The sequence below is a fragment of the Acidocella sp. KAb 2-4 genome, from assembly GCF_020567705.1.
GTDB lineage: Bacteria > Pseudomonadota > Alphaproteobacteria > Acetobacterales > Acetobacteraceae > Acidocella.
In genome coordinates this window covers 130,454-147,725 of the sequence record NZ_JAJDJU010000002.1, presented here as the reverse complement: position 1 = coordinate 147,725, position 17,272 = coordinate 130,454, and the positions used below count along the sequence as shown (strand labels likewise).

The window sequence follows — 17,272 nt, the reverse complement described above, 5'->3', positions numbered from 1 at the left end:
TTACTCCGCCGCCTGCGCCACGTTTTGCGGCGGCTGATAATCGGTTGCCCGCGCCTCCACCGTGGGGCGGAAGGCACGCATCAGACCCTGGATCGGCCAGGACGACGCCTCGCCAAACGCGCAGATCGTGTGCCCGGCCACCTGGGTCGTCACCTGCTCCAGCAGCGCGATGTCCGCCAGCGTCGCCTTGTTCTGCACGATGCGGTCCATTTGCCGCATCATCCAACCCGTGCCCTCGCGGCAGGGCGTGCATTGGCCGCAGCTCTCATGCTTGAAGAATTTGGACAGCCGCCAGATCGCCTTCACCACGTCCACGGATTTATCCATGACGATGATGGCGCCCGAGCCCATGCCGGATTTGACCGCCGCCAAGCTGTCGAAATCCATCAGCTGCACGTCGGCCATTTCCTTGTTCAGGATCGGCATCGACGCGCCGCCCGGAATGATCGCCTGCAGATTATCCCAGCCGCCGCGCACGCCGCCGGCATGCTTCTCGATCAGATCCTTCAGCGGGATGCCGAGCTCTTCCTCGACATTACACGGATTATTCACATGGCCGGAGATGCAGAAGATTTTGGTACCCGCGTTCTTCGGGCGGCCAAGCCCGGCGAACCAGGCGGCGCCGCGGCGCATGATCGTCGGCACGCCGGCGATCGTCTCCACATTGTTCACCGTGGTCGGGCAGCCATACAGGCCCATCGCTGCGGGGAAGGGCGGCTTCATGCGCGGCATGCCCTTCTTGCCTTCCAGGCTCTCCAGCAGCGCCGATTCCTCGCCGCAGATATAAGCCCCGGCGCCGCGATGCAGGATCAAATCAAAATCCCACCCGGAATTCGCCGCATTCTTGCCCAGAAGCCCTGCTTCATAGGCTTCATCGATGGCCGCCTGCAGGCGCTGCGCCTCGTTGTAATACTCGCCGCGGATGTAGATGAACGCGGTGTTGGCGCCCATGGCGGCACCAGCGATCAACGCGCCTTCGATGAGCTTGTGCGGCTCATTGCGCATGATGTCGCGGTCCTTGCAGGTGCCGGGCTCGGACTCGTCGGCATTGATGACGAGATAGCTCGGCCGCCCGTCGGACTGCTTGGGCATGAACGACCATTTCATGCCGGTGGGGAAGCCCGCGCCCCCGCGCCCGCGCATGCCGGAGGCCTTCATTTCCTCGACCAGCGCGTCGCGCCCGCGCGCAATGATCGCGGCGGTGCCATCCCAGTCGCCGCGCACGCGCGCCGCCGGCAGGCGCCAATCCTGCTGGCCATAGAGGTTTTGATAAATGCGGTCGGAATCTTTGAGCATGGTTACTCCGCGGAACCAGAGGCGGGCAGCAGCGTGGTCTGGCCGGAGGCGGGAGCCGAGGAAGCGCGCCCGCCCAGCGACCCGGCCGGCGGCTGCGGCTTGCCAGCCTTGAGATCTTGCAGCAGCGCCTCGGTGCGCGCCGCGTCGAGATCCTCGTAATAATCGTCATTCACCTGCAAAATCGGCGCGTTCACGCAGGCGCCAAGGCATTCCACCTCGGTCAGGGTGAACACCCCATCCGCGCTGCTGGCGCCGAAATGCTCGATGCCCGTCGCGTGCTTGCAGGCGGCGACGATGTCATCGGAGCCACGCAGCCAGCACGGCGTGGTGGTGCATACCTGCAGGTGGTATTTGCCCACCGGCTTGGTGTTGAACATCGTGTAGAAGGTCGCGATTTCGTAAACGCGGATCGGCGGCACGCCGAGGCGCTTGGCCACGCTGTCCATCGCCGCTCGGGGCAGCCAGGCGGAGCCGGTGGTGCGCCCCATCTGGCGCTGCGCGATGTCGAGCAGCGTCTTCACCGCGCTCATCTGCTTGCCCGCGGGATATTTGCCGATCGCCGCGGCCACCAGCGGCTCGGCGATCTCGTCAAACGCGAAACTCTGAGGCTCTGGCTGCGTATTCACCGGTCGATCTCACCAAACACAATATCCAGCGACCCGAGGATCGCCACCATGTCGGCCAACATGTGGCCCTTTGTCAGCTTTTCCGCCGCCTGTAGATGCGCAAACCCGGTCGGGCGGATCTTGCAGCGATAGGGGCGGTTGCTGCCATCGGCCACCAGATACACGCCGAACTCACCCTTGGGAGCCTCCACGGCGGTATAGGTGCTGCCCGCTGGCACGTGATAGCCCTCGGTATAGAGCTTGAAGTGATGGATCAGCGCCTCCATCGAGCGCTTCATCTCGGCGCGCTTGGGCGGGGTGATCTTGTTGTCCTGCACCTTGATCGGGCCGGCCGGCATCTTCGCCAAGCACTGCTTCACGATCTTCACGCTCTCGCGCATCTCGGCCATGCGCACGAGGTAGCGGTCATAGCAATCGCCATGCTGGCCGACAGCGACATCGAACTCGACCTCGGCATATTTGTCGTAGGGCTGCGCGCGGCGCAGATCCCACGCCACCCCGGACCCGCGCAGCGACGGACCGGAGAAGCCCCAGGCCAGCGCGTCCTCGGCCGAGATCACGCCAATATCGACGACGCGCTGCTTCCAGATGCGGTTGCCGTTCAGCAGCTCTTCGAGATCATCGATGAATTTCGGAAACCGCTCGGCCCAGGCGGCGATCTGGTCGGTCAGCCCGTCCGGCAGATCCTTGGCGACGCCGCCGGGGCGGAAATAATTGGCGTGGAAGCGCGCGCCGGAGGCGGCTTCGTAGAAGCTCAGCAGCTCCTCGCGCTCCTCATAGCCCCACAAGCCGGGAGTGATGGCGCCGCAATCGAGCGCGAAATGCGCGACAGCGAGCAAATGGTTCAGCACGCGCGTGAGCTCGGCGAACATCACGCGGATCCATTGCGCGCGTTCCGGCGCCTCGATGCCGAGCAGCTTCTCGGTCGCCAGGGCGAAGGCGTGCTCGCAGCCCATCGGCGAGACGTAATCCAGCCGATCGAAATAGGGCAGCGCCTGCAGATAGCTCTTATATTCGATCAGCTTCTCGGTGCCGCGGTGCAGCAGCCCGATATGCGGATCAGCGCGCTCGATCACCTCGCCATCCATCTCCAGGATCAGACGCAGCACGCCGTGCGCGGACGGGTGCTGCGGGCCGAAATTGATGGTGTGGCTGTCGAACTCGACCGTCTTGGTCGCCGGGGGGGCGGCGTCGCTCATCGGCGATCTCCTCGCGCCTTTTCATCGCCGGGCAGGGTCGTCATGCCCTCCCACGGGGACAGGAAATCGAAATTGCGGAATTCCTGGGTCAGCTGAACCTTGTCATACACCACCGCCTTGCGCTCGGTGTCGTAATGCACCTCGACATAGCCGGTGAGCGGGAAATCCTTGCGCAGCGGGTGCCCCTCGAAGCCGTAATCGGTGAGGATGCGGCGGTGATCGGCAAGGCCGTTGAAGCGCACGCCGAACAGATCCCACACCTCGCGCTCCCACCAGCCGGCGCTGGGCCACAGGCCGGAAACGGAGTCGACCGCAGTCGCCTCGTCGGTCTGCACGATCACGCGCAGCCGGGCGTTCCGGGTCACCGAGAGCAGGTTATAGACAACATCGAAGCGCGCCGCCCGCTCGGGGTAGTCAACGCCGCAAATATCCATGACCTGGGCGAAGCCATGCGCGTCACGCAGGACGGTGAACAACGCCAGCGCCGAGTCGCGCGCCGCCACGGCCACCAGCTCACCACAATCCCGGCGCGCGCTCAGCACACCGGGCAGCGCCGCGACGAGCTCAAGCTCGGCGTCGGCCGGGGTTGTTTCGTCAGCCACGTAGAATCGTCCCTGTCCGGCGGATTTTTTTCTGGAGCTGCATGATCCCATACACCAGCGCCTCGGCGGTGGGCGGGCAGCCCGGCACATAGACATCAACCGGCACCACGCGGTCGCACCCGCGCACCACCGAATAGGAATAATGGTAATAGCCGCCGCCATTGGCGCAGCTGCCCATGGAGATCACCCAGCGCGGCTCGGGCATCTGGTCGTAGACCTTACGCAGGGCCGGGGCCATCTTGTTGGTCAGCGTGCCGGCGACGATCATCACGTCGCTCTGCCGGGGCGAGGCGCGCGGGATGATGCCGAAGCGGTCGAGATCATAGCGCGGCATATAAGCGTGGATCATCTCCACCGCGCAGCAGGCCAGACCGAAGGTCATCGGCCACAAACTGCCTGTCCGCGCCCAGTTCACCACCTTGTCCAGATTGGCGACGATGAACCCCTTGCCCGCGATCTCCCCGGTGATGCCCCGGATCACCGCGTCCTGGTCGGCGCCAGGGGGCAGTTGCTCACGGTTCCAGGCAATCTGCGTGGCGTCCTTCACCATGCTCATGCGGTTACTCCCAATCCAACGCGCCTTTGTTCCACTCGTATATGAAGCCCACGGTTAAGACTCCAAGAAAGCCGAGCATAGAGAAAAACCCGACAAGGCCGATATGCGCGAGGCTCACGGCCCACGGGAACAAAAAGGCAACCTCAACGTCGAAAATGATGAACAGGATCGCGACCAGATAGAAGCGTACGTCGAACCGCCGGCGGGCATCGCCAAAGGCGTCGAACCCGCACTCATAGGCGGAGAGCTTCTCGGCGTAGGGCTTCTGCCGCGCCGCCAGTTTTGATCCGAAAACGAAGGCCAGGCCCATGAAGGCGGCTATGGCGACGAAAACAAGGATGGGGAAATATTGCGAAAGGGCTGGCTGCACCTGCTCATCTCCTTGCTCGTGCCGGGCCGGGGACATACCCGGACCAAAGTAGGTCATCCGCCGTGTCGCACCGCAACACGCCGTGGTCAAGACTATGTCACGATGGAGCAGGTGCCCCGGCTGGGACTTTATGGATGAATACTGGCGCGAGTGACGGGGCTCGAACCCGCGACCTCCGGCGTGACAGGCCGGCGCTCTAACCGACTGAGCTACACCCGCAAATCAGTATGTGGGGCCGTGTAATCGTCTAAACGTTCAGCGTCAAGCGCATTACAGGCAATAAAGAGAGATTTACGTATACTCTGCACTACGAAATTTTCGGGGCTGGGAATGGGCGGTGACGGGTTCGAACCGCCGGCCCTCTCGGTGTAAACGAGACGCTCTACCGCTGAGCTAACCGCCCGAAATGTGGACGGAATTTTCCGTCCACGCCCCACGCCGAATTAGTTGACGGCGTCCTTCAGCGTCTTGCCGGGCTTGAAGCGGACCGAGGTGGAGGCCGGGATGTCGATTTCTTCGCCGGTGCGCGGGTTGCGGCCCTTGGAGGCTTCACGCTGCGAGGTGGCGAAGGTGCCGAACCCGACCAGGCGGACCTCGTCCTTCTGCTTCAGGGCCTTCTCGATCGCCCCGAACACGGCGTCGACAACGTCCGCGGCCTTGGCCTTGGACAGGTCGGTGTCTTCCGCCACGGCGGCAATCAGGTCATTTTTGTTCACGGGCTAGCTCCCTGCTGTGAGAATCAAACTATATGTCCGCAAGATGGCGGGCGCGCCAACTAGGATTTGGCGCGCGTTGATAGCCATGTTCGGAGTTTCGCGTCAAACGCTGCCGCTTTGTTAATGCGGCAACGCTGATGCCACCGTCCCCTCCGCCGCCGGTTTGATCTCCGCCGTGGGTTCCTCCCACTCGATCGGCTCAGGCTTGCGCACCAGCGCCAGCGCGATCACCTCGTCGACATGCGAGACCGGGACGATCTTCAATCCCTTGGTGACATTGTCAGGAATCTCAACGAGATCCTTCTCATTATCCTTGGGGATGAACACGGTTGTCAGCCCCGCGCGCAGCGCCGCGAGCAGCTTCTCCTTGAGCCCGCCAATCGGCAGCACGCGGCCGCGCAGCGTGATCTCGCCGGTCATGGCGATCTCCTTGCGGACCGGAATGCCGGTGATGGCGGAGACGATGGCCGTGGCCATGGCGATGCCCGCCGACGGCCCATCCTTCGGAGTCGCGCCTTCGGGCACGTGCACATGGATGTCGTGCTTGTCGAAAAAAGGCGGCTTGATGCCGAACTGCACCGAGCGCGAGCGCACATAGGAATAGGCCGCCTGCACGCTCTCCTGCATCACGTCACCGAGTTTGCCGGTCTGCTTGATCGCGCCCTTGCCGGGCAGCAGCACGCTCTCGATGGTCAGGATGTCGCCGCCCACCTCGGTCCAAGCCAGGCCGGTGACGCAGCCCACCATGTCTTCCAACTCGGCCTCGCCAAAACGGAATTTCGGCACGCCGGAGAATTTCTCCAAATTGCGCTTGGTGATCGCCACCTTCTTCGCCTTGCCGGTAACAATCTCCTTCACCGCCTTGCGCGCCAGAGTCGCGATCTCGCGCTCCAGGTTTCGCACGCCCGCCTCACGGGTATAGGTGCGCACCAGCTCGCGCAGCGCGTCATCGGAGACGGACCATTCGCCCGCCTTCAACCCATGCGCCTCGGTCTGCTTGGGCAGCAGATGGCGCTTGGCGATCTCCACCTTCTCATCCTCGGTGTAGCCGGGGATGCGGATGATCTCCATGCGGTCGAGCAAAGGCTGCGGCATGCGCAGTGAGTTCGCCGTCGTCACGAACATCACATCGGAAAGATCGTAGTCCACCTCAAGATAATGATCGGCGAAGGTGGAGTTTTGTTCCGGGTCCAAAACCTCAAGCAGGGCCGAAGCCGGATCGCCGCGCCAATCCGCGCCGAGCTTGTCGATCTCGTCGAGCAGGAAGAGCGGGTTGGAGGTTTTCGCCTTCTTCATGCCCTGGATGATCTTGCCGGGCATGGAGCCGATATAGGTGCGCCGGTGGCCGCGGATTTCCGCCTCGTCACGCACGCCGCCTAGCGAGATGCGCACGAAATTGCGCCCCGTGGCCTTGGCGATCGACTTGCCGAGCGAGGTCTTGCCCACGCCGGGCGGGCCGACGAGGCACAGGATCGGCCCCTTCACCTTCGGGCTCCGCGCCTGCACCGCCAGATATTCGACGATGCGCTCCTTGATCTTCTCCAGGCCGAAATGGTCGGTGTCGAGAATCTTCTCGGCCTCGACCACATCGTTCTTCACCTTGCTGCGCTTCTTCCAGGGGATGCCGACAACCCACTCCAGATAGTTGCGCACCACCGTCGCCTCGGCGCTCATCGGGCTCATTGAGCGCAGCTTCTTCAGCTCCGCCATCGCCTTGTCACGGGCCTCCTTGGAGAGCTTGGTGGCCTTGATCTTGGCCTCCAGCTCGGCGGCCTCGTCGCGGCCTTCCTCACCCTCGCCCAACTCCTTCTGAATCGCCTTGAGCTGCTCGTTCAGGTAATATTCGCGCTGGGTCTTCTCCATCTGCCGCTTCACGCGGTTGCGGATCTTCTTCTCGACCTGCAACACGCCGATTTCGGCTTCCATATGATTGAACACCCGCTCCAGCCGCTCGGCGGTGCTGTTCATCTCCAGCAGTTCCTGCCGCTCGGCGATCTTCAGGCCGAGATGGCTGGCCACCGTATCCGCGAGCTTCGAAGGCGACTCGATCTGGTTGACCGAAACCAGCACCTCCGGCGCGATCTTCTTGTTCAGCTTAATATATTGCTCGAACTGGGCGACCACGGTGCGGCTCAGCGCCTCCACCTCCTTGCCCTCATCCGCCAACTCATCCACCGGCGCGGCGGTGACCTCGAAATAATCCTCGGTCTCCTTGAAGCCGGTGATGCGCGCGCGGCGCACCCCCTCGACCAGCACCTTCACCGTGCCATCGGGCAGCTTCAGCAATTGCAGAATGGTGGAGACGGTCCCCACGCTGTAGATGTCATCCGCCGAAGGATCGTCCTGCGCGGCGTTTTTCTGCGCCACCAGCAGGATCTGCTTATCCTCCTTCATCACGCTTTCCAGCGCGCGCACAGATTTCTCTCGCCCGACGAATAGCGGCACGATCATGTGCGGGAAGACCACGATGTCACGCAGCGGCAGCACCGCCAGCGTTTCCATCGGCAAACCAGATTTAACTACATCAGACATCACGAAATCCCCTAGGTCTCATGGCCTGCCCTGCCTAGGCGCAGCCCATGCGTGCCGCACGCGGCCACAGGGCCGAATATCGGCAATCCAGGGGCGGCCCGCAAGGGCCGCGTCGTCAAAACCCTGGTCAGGAGGCCGTTTCGGCGCGCTTTTCGCTATACATGTAGAGCGGCTCGGCGCGGCCTTCGGCCACCTCGCCGCTGATCACCACCTCCGCCACGCCGTCCAGCCCGGGCAGGTCGAACATCGTCGTCAGCAGGATCGACTCCATGATCGAGCGCAGGCCACGCGCGCCGGTCTTGCGCTTGATGGCACGGTCGGCCACCACTTTCAGCGCCTCGTCGGTGAAGGTGAGCTTCACCCCTTCCATCTCGAACAGCCGGCCATATTGCTTGACCAGGGCATTCTTCGGCCTGGTCAGAATCTCGATCAGCGCCGCCTCGTCGAGGTCATCCAGCGTCGCCACCACCGGCAGGCGGCCGATGAATTCGGGGATCAGCCCGAAGCGCAGCAAATCCTCCGGCTCCAGATCGCGCAGGATCTGCCCGGTGCGCCGCTCATCCTGGCTGCGCACCTCGGCGCCGAAGCCAATGCCCTGGCCCTTGCCGCGCTGGGCGATGATCTTCTCCAGCCCGGCGAAGGCGCCGCCGCAGATGAACAGGATATTGGTGGTGTCCACCTGCAGGAATTCCTGCTGGGGATGCTTGCGCCCGCCCTGCGGCGGCACGGAGGCCACGGTGCCCTCCATGATCTTCAGCAGCGCCTGCTGCACACCTTCGCCCGACACGTCGCGCGTGATCGAGGGGTTGTCAGATTTACGGCTGATCTTATCGACCTCGTCGATATAGACGATGCCGCGCTGCGCCCGCTCCACGTTGTAATCGGCGGCCTGCAGCAGCTTCAGGATGATGTTCTCCACATCCTCGCCCACATAGCCCGCCTCGGTGAGCGTGGTGGCGTCGGCCATGGTGAACGGCACATCGAGGATGCGCGCCAGCGTCTGCGCCAGCAGCGTCTTGCCCGAGCCGGTCGGCCCGATCAGCATGATGTTGGACTTCGCGATCTCGATGTCGTTGTTCTTGGTCGCGTGCGAGAGGCGCTTATAGTGGTTATGCACCGCGACACTCAGCACCTTCTTGGCGTGCGCCTGGCCGATCACGTAATCGTCGAGCACCTTGCAGATCTCGCGCGGCGTCGGCACGCCATCGCGCGACTTCACGAGATGCGTCTTATGCTCCTCACGGATGATATCCATGCAGAGCTCCACGCATTCGTCGCAGATGAACACGGTCGGCCCGGCAATCAGCTTGCGCACCTCGTGCTGCGACTTGCCGCAGAACGAACAATATAGCGTATTCTTGGTGTCGGCCGACTTGCTGCTCATAACCACTCCACAGCGCGATAGAATCAAAAGACTAGCCCCCCGGGCTTTTCCGCACAAGCGGGCATCCGGGGGAGATGAAAACCAGAGTTATTTCAAACGATTGAACACAAAACCCTGGCGGTGGCGCGGCCCCGCGCCGTAAAAAACGGGTCCGGAGCCGCCCCCGGACCCGCCTTTGCCACGCCAAAGGGCGCGGATCAGATCGAGCTGAGCGGCTCCGGCGACGGCGCCGCCTCGTCAGGCCGCGGCTGCTTCTTCACCACCTCGTCAATCAGCCCGAACTCCTTGGCCTCCTGGGCGGACATATAGGTGTCGCGCTCCAGCTTCGACTCGATGGCGTCCAGCGGCTGGCCGGTATGCTCGACATAGATCTGGTTGAGCCGCTTACGCAGATTCAAGATCTCGCGGGCCTGGATCTCGATATCCGTGGCCTGGCCGCGCGCGCCGCCGGAGGGCTGGTGCACCATCACCCGCGCATTCGGCAGAGCGAAGCGCTTGCCCTTCTCGCCGGCGCAGAGCAACAGGCTGCCCATCGAGGCCGCCTGCCCGAGGCAGACCGTGCTCACCGGCGAGCGGATATATTGCATGGTGTCGTAAATCGCGAGGCCGGACGAAACGACGCCGCCAGGACTGTTGATGTAGAACGAGATTTCCTTGTTCGGGTTCTCGCTTTCCAGGAACAGCAGCTGGGCGCAGATCAGCGAGCTGCCATAATCCTCCACCTGGCCGGTGAGGAAGATGATCCGCTCCTTCAGCAGGCGCGAATAAATGTCATACGAGCGCTCGCCGCGCGCCGTCTGCTCCACCACCATCGGCACCAGGGTGTTGTTGTAAATCTCGACTGGATCCCGATCCCGCATCGCTTCATTCCTTGTCTCAAAAAAACCGCCCGCCCCGGCATCGCATCGCGCCATGGTGGCCACGATGCGGGCGGAGCGGGCGTCATACACGCAAGTTAGTGGATCGCGCGCGCACGTCTAGTGCCCGCTTATTCCTCCGGGTCGGCGGCGAGCTCGTCCGGGGTCACGGAGACCTCGTTCTGCTTCACCTGGCCGAGCAGCAGGTCCACCACCTTGTCCTCGAAGATCGGGCCGCGGAAGCGCTCCATCTGCTGCGGGTTCTTGCGGAAGAACTCCACCACCTGCATCGCCTGCGGGCCATAGCGCATCGCCTCGTTGAACATGGCGCGCTGCAGCTCCTGGTCGGCGACGGTGACGTTGTTGGCGCGGCCGATCTCGGCCACCAGCAGGCCCAGGCGCACGCGCCGGTCGGCGATGGCGCGGTATTCGGCCTTCAGCGTCTCCTCGTCCTTGGCGGCGTCCTCGGGGTCGGCATTGCCAGCCGCCCTCTCCGCCTCAACCTGGCGCCAGATCTCAGCGAACTCGGCCTCGACCAGCGATTCCGGCGCGGTGAAATCCGCCTTTTCGGCGAGCACGTCGAGCAGCGCGCGCTTCAGCTTCAGGCGGCCCATCTGCTCGTAATCGCGGCCAATCTGCTCGGCCACCTTGGCGCGCAGATCCGCCAGCGACTCCATGCCCATCGCCTTCGCCAGCTCGTCGTCGATCGCCGGAACCTCGGCGACGGCCAGAGACTTCGCGGTCACCTCGAACTCGGCGGTCTTCCCGGCCAGATCCTTGGCGCCGTAATCCTCGGGGAAGGTCACGGTGATGGTCTTGGTCTCGCCGGCGGACATGCCCTCCATCTGCTCGGAGAAGCCGGGGATGAAGCCGGTGCCGGCCACGGTCACGCCGACATCATTGGCGGTGCCGCCCTCGAAGGCATCGCCATCGATGCGGCCGATGAAATCCACGGTCAGACGCTCGCCCTGGGCGGCCGGGCGGGTCTCCTCGACGTCCTTGAAGCTCTGGCGCTGCTCGGCCAGGCGGCTCAGCGTCTCGTCGATCTTCTCGTCGGCGACGGCAGCCACCGGCTTGTCGAGCGTCACGTCGGACAAATCGGGGACCGCCACCTCGGGCAGCACTTCCATCTCCAGGGTGAATTCCAGGTCGGAATCCTTGCCCGGCTTGGTGATCTCCAGCTTCGGCTGCATCGCCGGGCGCAGGCCGCGCTCTTCCATCAGCTTACCGGAGGCGTCGTTCACGGTCTGCTCCAGGATTTCCGCAGCCACGGCATCGCCGTAGCGCTTGCGCACCATCGAGAGCGGCACCTTGCCCGGACGGAAGCCCGGCATCTGCATGGTCTTGCTGAGTTCCGCCAAACGCGTCTCACGCTTGGCGGCAAGTTCGGGTTCGGGAACCACGACCGTAAAGCCGCGCTTCAAGCCCTCAGAGAGCGTCTCGGTAACCTGCATGAACGACAAAATCCTCAATAAAACAACAACAAAGCAACTCTAACTGGTGCGGGCGGAGGGACTTGAACCCCCATGACTTTCGCCACCAGAACCTAAATCTGGCGTGTCTACCAGTTTCACCACGCCCGCTTGAGCCTCATTCCAAGCCGCGCCGCATAGCGCGAGTTGCGGCGCTTCACAAGGCGGGCACTCGTATCTGCCGAAAAAAGCGACTAAGTGGCACCCCGATGAGCAGCGCAGGTGACGACAAGACCGCCCCCCAGCCAAGCCGCCCGGCGCGCAAACCGCGCTGGTGGGGGGTTTGGCTCGGCCTCGCCGCGGCGCTGGTGCTGGGGGTGGCGGCGGGGCTGGCGGCGCTGGCCAGCTTCAACCCCAACGCCTATGCCCCGGCGCTGGAAGCCGCGGTGCAGCGCGCCACCGGGCGCCCGCTCACCATGGGCGGCAAGGTGCGGCTGCGCCTCTCGCTCAACCCCACGCTCACGGTCAGCGATGTCGTGCTCGGCAACCCGCCCGGCGACTTCACCGGCGAGTTCGTCGAGATCGGCCAGGCCGAGGCGCAGATCGCCCTGCTACCGCTGCTGGCCGGAAGGCTGGATGTGCTGCGCCTAGTGCTTGTGCATCCGCAAATCACGCTGCAACGCCTGCCCTCGGGCGCCAGCAATTGGGATTTCTCCGCCGCCCATGGCCATGCCGGGCGGGCGCATCATTTCCACGGCTACCGGCTGGCGCTGGAGCAGGTGCAGATCCGCGATGGCCATGTCACCCTGATCCCGGCCAGCGGCCGTGTTTATGGCTTCGCCCTGCCTGATCTCTCCGGCACCGCCGCCTCGCTCTCCGCCCCGCTGCATCTCGCCGGCGGCGCGCAGATCGGCACGCGGCAAATCCGGCTCAGCGGCGTGGTTGGCCCCATCTCCTGGCTCTCCGAAACCGCGCCCGCGCCCTGGCCGGTGGAGATCAACCTCAGCGGCGCCGGCGCCACGGCCCGGCTCAACGGCGCGGTCGCGCATCCGCGCCTCGGCACCGGCTACGATCTAGCCCTGCATATCGACATCCCGGCGCTGGACGCGCTCGCCCCCGGCAGCGCCCCGGCGCTGCGCGACCTGCATCTTGCCGCCCATGTCGCCGATACCGGCGCCGCCATCCCGGCTATCCGCAATCTTTCCCTCACCGCCGGGCCGTCCGACCTCTCCAGCCTGCGCCCGGGGCTGCGGCTGCAGGCCCTGGCGCTGCTGATGCCCTCACTCAGCCAGCCGCTCACGCTGCAAGCCAGCGGCCAGCTCGGCGCGGCGGCGTTCAGCGCCCAGGGCCAGCTCGGCCCGCTGGCGGCTTTGTTCGCGCCCCCGTCCGCACCCGGCCAGCCGCCGCCGCCCAGCCTGCCGGTGGCGCTCGCCGTCACCTTGGGCAACGCGCAGGCCACGCTGAAAGGCGCCATCGCCACCCCGGCCACGCTCTCCGGCGCGGCGCTGGGGCTGACCGCCAACATCCCCGATCTCTCCGCCCTCGCCGCCGCCATCGGCGCGCCATTGCCGGGCTGGAAGAACATCACCCTGCAAACCACGCTCACCGACCCTGGCGGCCAGGGGCTGCGCAACGCCATCGGCGCCGACAGCCTGACCGTGAGCATGGACCACGCGCAATTCGGCGGCGATGCCAGCCTCACCTTAGGCGCCCAACCGAAGCTGGACGCCGCGCTGAAATTCAGCAGCCTGGACCTCGACGCGCTGGCGGCCGCCATGCCCGCGCCCGCGCCACCCCTGCCCGGCCTCGCGGCGCTGCATCTGGGCGACGCCGACATCCAGCTCGCCGCCGATTCGCTGGTCTGGCGCGGCTTCGATTTCAGCGCCCTGCAAACCGAGGCCACGCTCAGCGGCGGCGTGCTCACCATCGCCTCTCTCACCGGCCAGTTGCCGGGCGGCGCTGTCACCGCCAGCGCGAGCCTCGACGCCGCGACCGACCCCGCCGCCGAAACCCTGCGCCTCACCGCGCCGGCCCTGGCGCTCTCGCCGCTGCTGCGCGCCGTCGGTCTGCCGGACGGCGCCGAGGGCACGGCGCGGCTCAGCCTCAAGGCCGCCAGCACCGGCGACACCCTGCCCGCCATCGCCGCCGGGCTGAACGGCAGCCTGGGCGTGGCGGCGGTCAACGGCACCATCGACGGCACGGCGCTGCGCCGCCTGCTCGGCGGCGTGCTGCGTACCGCCGGGCTGACCGACCCCCGCCTCACCGCCGCCGGCCCGGTGCCGCTGCGCTGCGCCGCCCTGCGGGTGGACGCAACCAACGGCACCGCCACGCTCAGCGCCCTGGCGCTGGACACCGCCCGCCTCACCCTGCGCGGCGCCGGCACCGCCGATCTCGGCAAGGGCACGCTCGCCCTCACTCTGCAACCTGAGCCGCGCGGCCAGAGCGCCACCCCGTCCGGCGTTACCGTCAGCGGCAGCTTCACCCAACCCGCCCTGGCCAGCGCCGCCGCGGCCGCGCCGCCTGCCGCCGATCTCTGCCCCGCCGCGCTCGCCCTCGCCCGCTTCGGCCAGCCTGGCCCGGCGCCGCTGACCCCGGCCAGCCTCATCGCCCCCGCCGTCAGCGCACCCGCGCCCGGCGCTCCCAAAAACCTCAACTCCCTGCTTGGCCAATGAAACGCTTCTGGACCACCGCCGCCGCGCTCCCCGAGGACGGGCATTTCGTCCTCCGGCTCGACAACAAGCCCCTGAAACTCCCCGGCAGCCCGGCGCTGCGTGTGCCCTATGGCGCGCTGGCCGCGGCCATCGCGGCGGAGTGGCAGGACGCCCCGGCGGAGTTCAAGCCCGATGACCTGCCGCTCACCCAGCTCGCCAGCACGGCGCAAGAGCGCGTGGCCCTGCACCGCGCGGACATCATCCGCCAGCTCGCCGCCTATGGTATGAATGACCTGCTCTGCTACCGCGCCGGCACCCCCGACCCCCTGGTGGCCGAGCAGCGCCGGCTATGGGACCCGTGGCTGCACTGGGCGCGCGAGCGCTTCGCCGTGGACCTGCTGACCACCACCGGGGTGCTGCCCATCGACCAGCACCCCGACACCGCCGCGCGCTTCACCGCCGCGCTGGAGGCCTACACCGATTACGGCATCGCCGCGCTGGGGGTGATCGTGCCCGCGCTGGGCAGCTTGGTACTAGGGCTGGCCCTGGCCGAAGGCGCGCTGGACGCCGAAGCCGCCTGCGCCGCCGCCTCCACCGACGAACTCTGGCAGGAAACGCGCTGGGGCCAGGACCGTGAGGCGCTGACGCGGCGGCGGCATGTGCTGGCCGAGGTCACCGCCAGCCGCCGCTTTCTCGAATTATGCCAGGGCTGAGCGCGGCTTAATCCGCCCCGGGGGGCGCCGCGTAATCGCCGATCGCGCGCTCATACACCAGCCTGGCGAACGCCGCCCCGGCCTGCACCAGCGCCTCGGCCACCTCGGCCCCCAGCTCCGCGCTGCCCTCGGGCCAGGCGGCGGCGATGGCCGCGCGCGGCACCGCCTCGAACTCCACCGGCACCTCCACCTGCACCCCCTGGAACTCGATTGTGCCAAAGCCGCTCACCGGCAGGCCGAACGCCTTGCCCGGCGCGCGCGCGGGTTCGCCCTGGGCGGAAACGCAATCACCGCGCAGCGCCAGGTTGAGCGAGAGCAGCGGCTCCGCCCCATGCCCGAACCGCGCCTGCCCGGCCCCGCCGAGGCGCCGCTCCATAAGCTGGCGCGCGACCTTCCACAGATAAAACGACGGCACCACCACCCGCCGCGCGCGCCGCAGCGCCAGCGTCGCCTGGTGGATCACCGGCACATTGCCGCCATGGGCGTTGAGGATGACGATGCGCGTCAGCCCGTGCCGCAGCAGCCCGTGCAGCAGGTCATCCAGCACATGCCGGAAGCTCTCGGCCGAGAGCGCCAGCCCGCCGGGGCTGGAGCCGAAATAATCCGCCACGCCAAAGGGCAACCCCGGCGCCACATAGGCGGGCGCACCCAGCGCATGCGCGCGCCGGGCGATGCGCTCGGCGATCGTCTCGGCCAGCAGGTAATCACCCATCGGCTGGTGCGGGCCATGGTCCTCCTGGCTACCCAGCGGCAGCAGGATCACCGGGTTGCGCTTCAGCGCCTCGGCGAAGGCGGGGGCGGTGAGGTCGCCTAAGCGGACGAAATTGGGGGTGGCGTCGGTCATGCGCTGATATTGCCCGCACGCTGGACATCGGCAAAGCCCCAAGATTAACTGCGCGCGAAACAAGCGGACAGGATCATGACCAGCGCAGCCCCGGCAAACCAGATCATTCCCGTCATCCTCTCCGGCGGTTCGGGCACGCGGCTCTGGCCGGTGTCGCGCAAGAGCTTCCCCAAGCAGTTCTGGCCGCTGATCGCCGCGCATTCGATGCTGGCGGAGACCGCGCTGCGCGCCGCCTCGCCCGAGTTCACCCCGCCCATCGTGGTCGCCAACCAGGATCACCGCTTCGTCGTCGCCGAGCAACTGCGCGAGGCCGGGATCGGTGGCGCGCGCATCGTGCTGGAGCCGGTCGGCCGCAACAGCGCTCCGGCCATCGCCGTGGCGGCGCTGCTGGCGGCCGAGGCCGCGCCCGACTCGGTGCTCTGGATCATGGCCGCGGATGCCGCGATCAACGACCGCGAGGCCCTGCGCGCCGCCCTGCGCACCGCCCTGCCCGCGGCGCAGGCCGGGCATATCGTCACCTTCGGCATGGAGCCCACGGCGCCGGAAACCGGCTACGGCTACATCGCCCGCGGCGCGGCGCTGCCGGGCCTGGACGGGGTGTTCCAGGTGGCGCGCTTCGTCGAGAAGCCTGATCTCGCCCGCGCCACGGCGCTGCTCGCCAGCGGCGGGCATTTGTGGAATTCCGGCATGTTCCTGTTCCGCGCCGACACCATGCTGGCCGAACTGGAGCAACTCTCCCCCGAGGTGCTCGCCGCCGCCCGCGCCGCCCTCGCCGCGCGCAACGCGGATCTCGACTTCATCCGCCTCGGCACCGCTGAATTCGGCGAGGCGCCCGATATCTCCATCGACTACGCGGTGGCCGAAAAGACCGCCCGGGCCGTGGTCGTGCCCGCCGCCATCGGCTGGTCGGATGTCGGCTCCTGGGCCGCGCTGTTCGACATCTCGGCCAAGGACGAAGCCGGCAACGTGGCGCTGGGCGATGTGGTGCTGGAAGGCGTCGAAAGCAGCTATGTGCGCAGCGAAGCCGGGCTCACCGCGCTGCTCGGCGTGCGCGACCTCGTCGTCGTCAACACCCAGGACGCCGTGCTCGTGGCCAGCCGCGACCAGGCGCAGAACGTGAAGCTCATCGTCGACCGGCTGAAGGCCGCCAAGCGCTCCGAGGCCGACAGCCATAACCGCACCTACCGCCCCTGGGGCTTCTATGAGAGCCTGATCCAGGGCGACCGCTTCCAGGTGAAGCGCATCGTCGTCTGGCCAGGGCAGAAGCTCTCCTTGCAAAAACATTACCACCGCGCCGAGCATTGGGTGGTGGTGCAGGGCGTGGCCTCCGTCACCCGCGACGACGAGATCCAGCTGCTGCGCGAGAACGAGAGCGTCTACCTGCCGCTCGGCAGCCTGCACCGGCTGGAGAACCCCGGCAAAATCCCGCTCACGGTGATCGAGGTGCAGTCCGGCGCCTATCTGGGCGAGGACGACATCGTCCGCTTCGAGGATACGTACGGCCGCCAGTAATC

Annotated in this window: 15 protein-coding genes and 3 tRNA genes; 3 read left to right on the top strand and 15 right to left on the bottom strand. The window is 66.3% G+C overall.

Annotated elements, in window-relative coordinates; translation table 11 throughout:
• The 14 genes from nuoF to LI953_RS02310 all read right to left on the bottom strand — a co-directional run bounded on the left by nuoF (position 1) and on the right by LI953_RS02310 (position 11,721).
• Complete coding sequence (gene nuoF, locus LI953_RS02375) at positions 1–1,296, bottom strand: NADH-quinone oxidoreductase subunit NuoF (RefSeq protein ID WP_227074400.1); 1,296 nt, start codon at positions 1,294–1,296, stop codon at positions 1–3.
• 2 nt (positions 1,297–1,298) lie between these two features.
• Positions 1,299–1,922 (bottom strand): NAD(P)H-dependent oxidoreductase subunit E, encoded by a 624-nt coding sequence (locus LI953_RS02370; protein WP_227074399.1) that lies wholly within the window; start codon positions 1,920–1,922, stop codon positions 1,299–1,301.
• A complete protein-coding gene (locus LI953_RS02365; protein WP_227074397.1) occupies positions 1,919–3,121 on the bottom strand; it encodes an NADH-quinone oxidoreductase subunit D in 1,203 nt (400 codons plus the stop codon). The genes LI953_RS02370 and LI953_RS02365 overlap by 4 nt, the downstream gene beginning before the upstream one ends.
• Positions 3,118–3,723, bottom strand: coding sequence for an NADH-quinone oxidoreductase subunit C (locus tag LI953_RS02360; protein ID WP_227074396.1), 606 nt, complete (start codon positions 3,721–3,723; stop codon positions 3,118–3,120). Before LI953_RS02360 ends, LI953_RS02365 begins: the two co-directional genes overlap by 4 nt.
• Positions 3,716–4,273, bottom strand: a complete 558-nt coding sequence (locus tag LI953_RS02355; protein ID WP_227074553.1) for an NADH-quinone oxidoreductase subunit B family protein — start codon at positions 4,271–4,273, stop codon at positions 3,716–3,718. The genes LI953_RS02360 and LI953_RS02355 overlap by 8 nt, the downstream gene beginning before the upstream one ends.
• A gap of 10 nt (positions 4,274–4,283) precedes the next feature.
• On the bottom strand, positions 4,284–4,685 hold the full coding sequence (locus LI953_RS02350) for an NADH-quinone oxidoreductase subunit A (protein ID WP_227074394.1): 402 nt from the start codon (positions 4,683–4,685) through the stop codon (positions 4,284–4,286).
• A 106-nt stretch (positions 4,686–4,791) separates the two neighbouring features.
• Positions 4,792–4,868 (bottom strand) — tRNA-Asp (locus LI953_RS02345).
• Between the two features lie 112 nt (positions 4,869–4,980).
• Positions 4,981–5,052: transfer RNA gene (locus LI953_RS02340), tRNA-Val, on the bottom strand.
• A gap of 40 nt (positions 5,053–5,092) precedes the next feature.
• On the bottom strand, positions 5,093–5,365 hold the full coding sequence (locus LI953_RS02335; protein WP_227074392.1) for an HU family DNA-binding protein: 273 nt from the start codon (positions 5,363–5,365) through the stop codon (positions 5,093–5,095).
• A 120-nt stretch (positions 5,366–5,485) separates the two neighbouring features.
• A complete protein-coding gene (lon, locus tag LI953_RS02330) occupies positions 5,486–7,897 on the bottom strand; it encodes an endopeptidase La (RefSeq protein WP_227074391.1) in 2,412 nt (803 codons plus the stop codon).
• A 127-nt stretch (positions 7,898–8,024) separates the two neighbouring features.
• Positions 8,025–9,281, bottom strand: a complete 1,257-nt coding sequence (clpX, locus tag LI953_RS02325) for an ATP-dependent Clp protease ATP-binding subunit ClpX (protein WP_227074390.1) — start codon at positions 9,279–9,281, stop codon at positions 8,025–8,027.
• Between the two features lie 197 nt (positions 9,282–9,478).
• Entirely contained in the window at positions 9,479–10,141 is a 663-nt protein-coding gene (gene clpP / locus LI953_RS02320; RefSeq protein ID WP_227074388.1) for an ATP-dependent Clp endopeptidase proteolytic subunit ClpP, read from the bottom strand.
• A gap of 128 nt (positions 10,142–10,269) precedes the next feature.
• Positions 10,270–11,592: a trigger factor gene (gene tig, locus LI953_RS02315; protein WP_227074387.1), complete on the bottom strand. Its 1,323-nt coding sequence runs from the start codon at positions 11,590–11,592 to the stop codon at positions 10,270–10,272.
• 44 nt (positions 11,593–11,636) lie between these two features.
• A tRNA-Leu gene (locus LI953_RS02310) sits at positions 11,637–11,721 on the bottom strand.
• A 98-nt stretch (positions 11,722–11,819) separates the two neighbouring features.
• Between LI953_RS02310 and LI953_RS02305 the strand changes: the two genes are divergently transcribed.
• Together LI953_RS02305 and LI953_RS02300 are read left to right on the top strand one after the other, a co-directional pair.
• Positions 11,820–14,222, top strand: a complete 2,403-nt coding sequence (locus LI953_RS02305; RefSeq protein ID WP_227074386.1) for an AsmA family protein — start codon at positions 11,820–11,822, stop codon at positions 14,220–14,222.
• Positions 14,219–14,914, top strand: a complete 696-nt coding sequence (locus LI953_RS02300; protein ID WP_227074384.1) for an ATP12 family protein — start codon at positions 14,219–14,221, stop codon at positions 14,912–14,914. The genes LI953_RS02305 and LI953_RS02300 overlap by 4 nt, the downstream gene beginning before the upstream one ends.
• Before the next feature lie 7 nt (positions 14,915–14,921).
• On the opposite strand, the gene LI953_RS02295 is transcribed toward LI953_RS02300, so the two are convergent.
• Positions 14,922–15,758, bottom strand: coding sequence for a creatininase family protein (locus LI953_RS02295; RefSeq protein WP_227074382.1), 837 nt, complete (start codon positions 15,756–15,758; stop codon positions 14,922–14,924).
• Positions 15,759–15,833: 75 nt separating this feature from the next.
• Between LI953_RS02295 and LI953_RS02290 the strand changes: the two genes are divergently transcribed.
• Positions 15,834–17,270 (top strand): mannose-1-phosphate guanylyltransferase/mannose-6-phosphate isomerase, encoded by a 1,437-nt coding sequence (locus LI953_RS02290; protein WP_227074381.1) that lies wholly within the window; start codon positions 15,834–15,836, stop codon positions 17,268–17,270.
• Positions 17,271–17,272: the final 2 nt, after the last annotated feature.

Coding starts and splice junctions, on each gene's coding strand:
- nuoF (WP_227074400.1), bottom strand. CDS start 1,296: ATGCTCAAAGATTCCGACCGCATTTATCAAAACCTCTATGGCCAGCAG.
- LI953_RS02365 (WP_227074397.1), bottom strand. CDS start 3,121: ATGAGCGACGCCGCCCCCCCGGCGACCAAGACGGTCGAGTTCGACAGC.
- LI953_RS02355 (WP_227074553.1), bottom strand. CDS start 4,273: ATGGTGAAGGACGCCACGCAGATTGCCTGGAACCGTGAGCAACTGCCC.
- LI953_RS02350 (WP_227074394.1), bottom strand. CDS start 4,685: ATGTCCCCGGCCCGGCACGAGCAAGGAGATGAGCAGGTGCAGCCAGCC.
- lon (WP_227074391.1), bottom strand. CDS start 7,897: ATGTCTGATGTAGTTAAATCTGGTTTGCCGATGGAAACGCTGGCGGTG.
- clpX (WP_227074390.1), bottom strand. CDS start 9,281: ATGAGCAGCAAGTCGGCCGACACCAAGAATACGCTATATTGTTCGTTC.
- clpP (WP_227074388.1), bottom strand. CDS start 10,141: ATGCGGGATCGGGATCCAGTCGAGATTTACAACAACACCCTGGTGCCG.
- tig (WP_227074387.1), bottom strand. CDS start 11,592: ATGCAGGTTACCGAGACGCTCTCTGAGGGCTTGAAGCGCGGCTTTACG.
- LI953_RS02305 (WP_227074386.1), top strand. CDS start 11,820: ATGAGCAGCGCAGGTGACGACAAGACCGCCCCCCAGCCAAGCCGCCCG.
- LI953_RS02300 (WP_227074384.1), top strand. CDS start 14,219: ATGAAACGCTTCTGGACCACCGCCGCCGCGCTCCCCGAGGACGGGCAT.
- LI953_RS02295 (WP_227074382.1), bottom strand. CDS start 15,758: ATGACCGACGCCACCCCCAATTTCGTCCGCTTAGGCGACCTCACCGCC.
- LI953_RS02290 (WP_227074381.1), top strand. CDS start 15,834: ATGACCAGCGCAGCCCCGGCAAACCAGATCATTCCCGTCATCCTCTCC.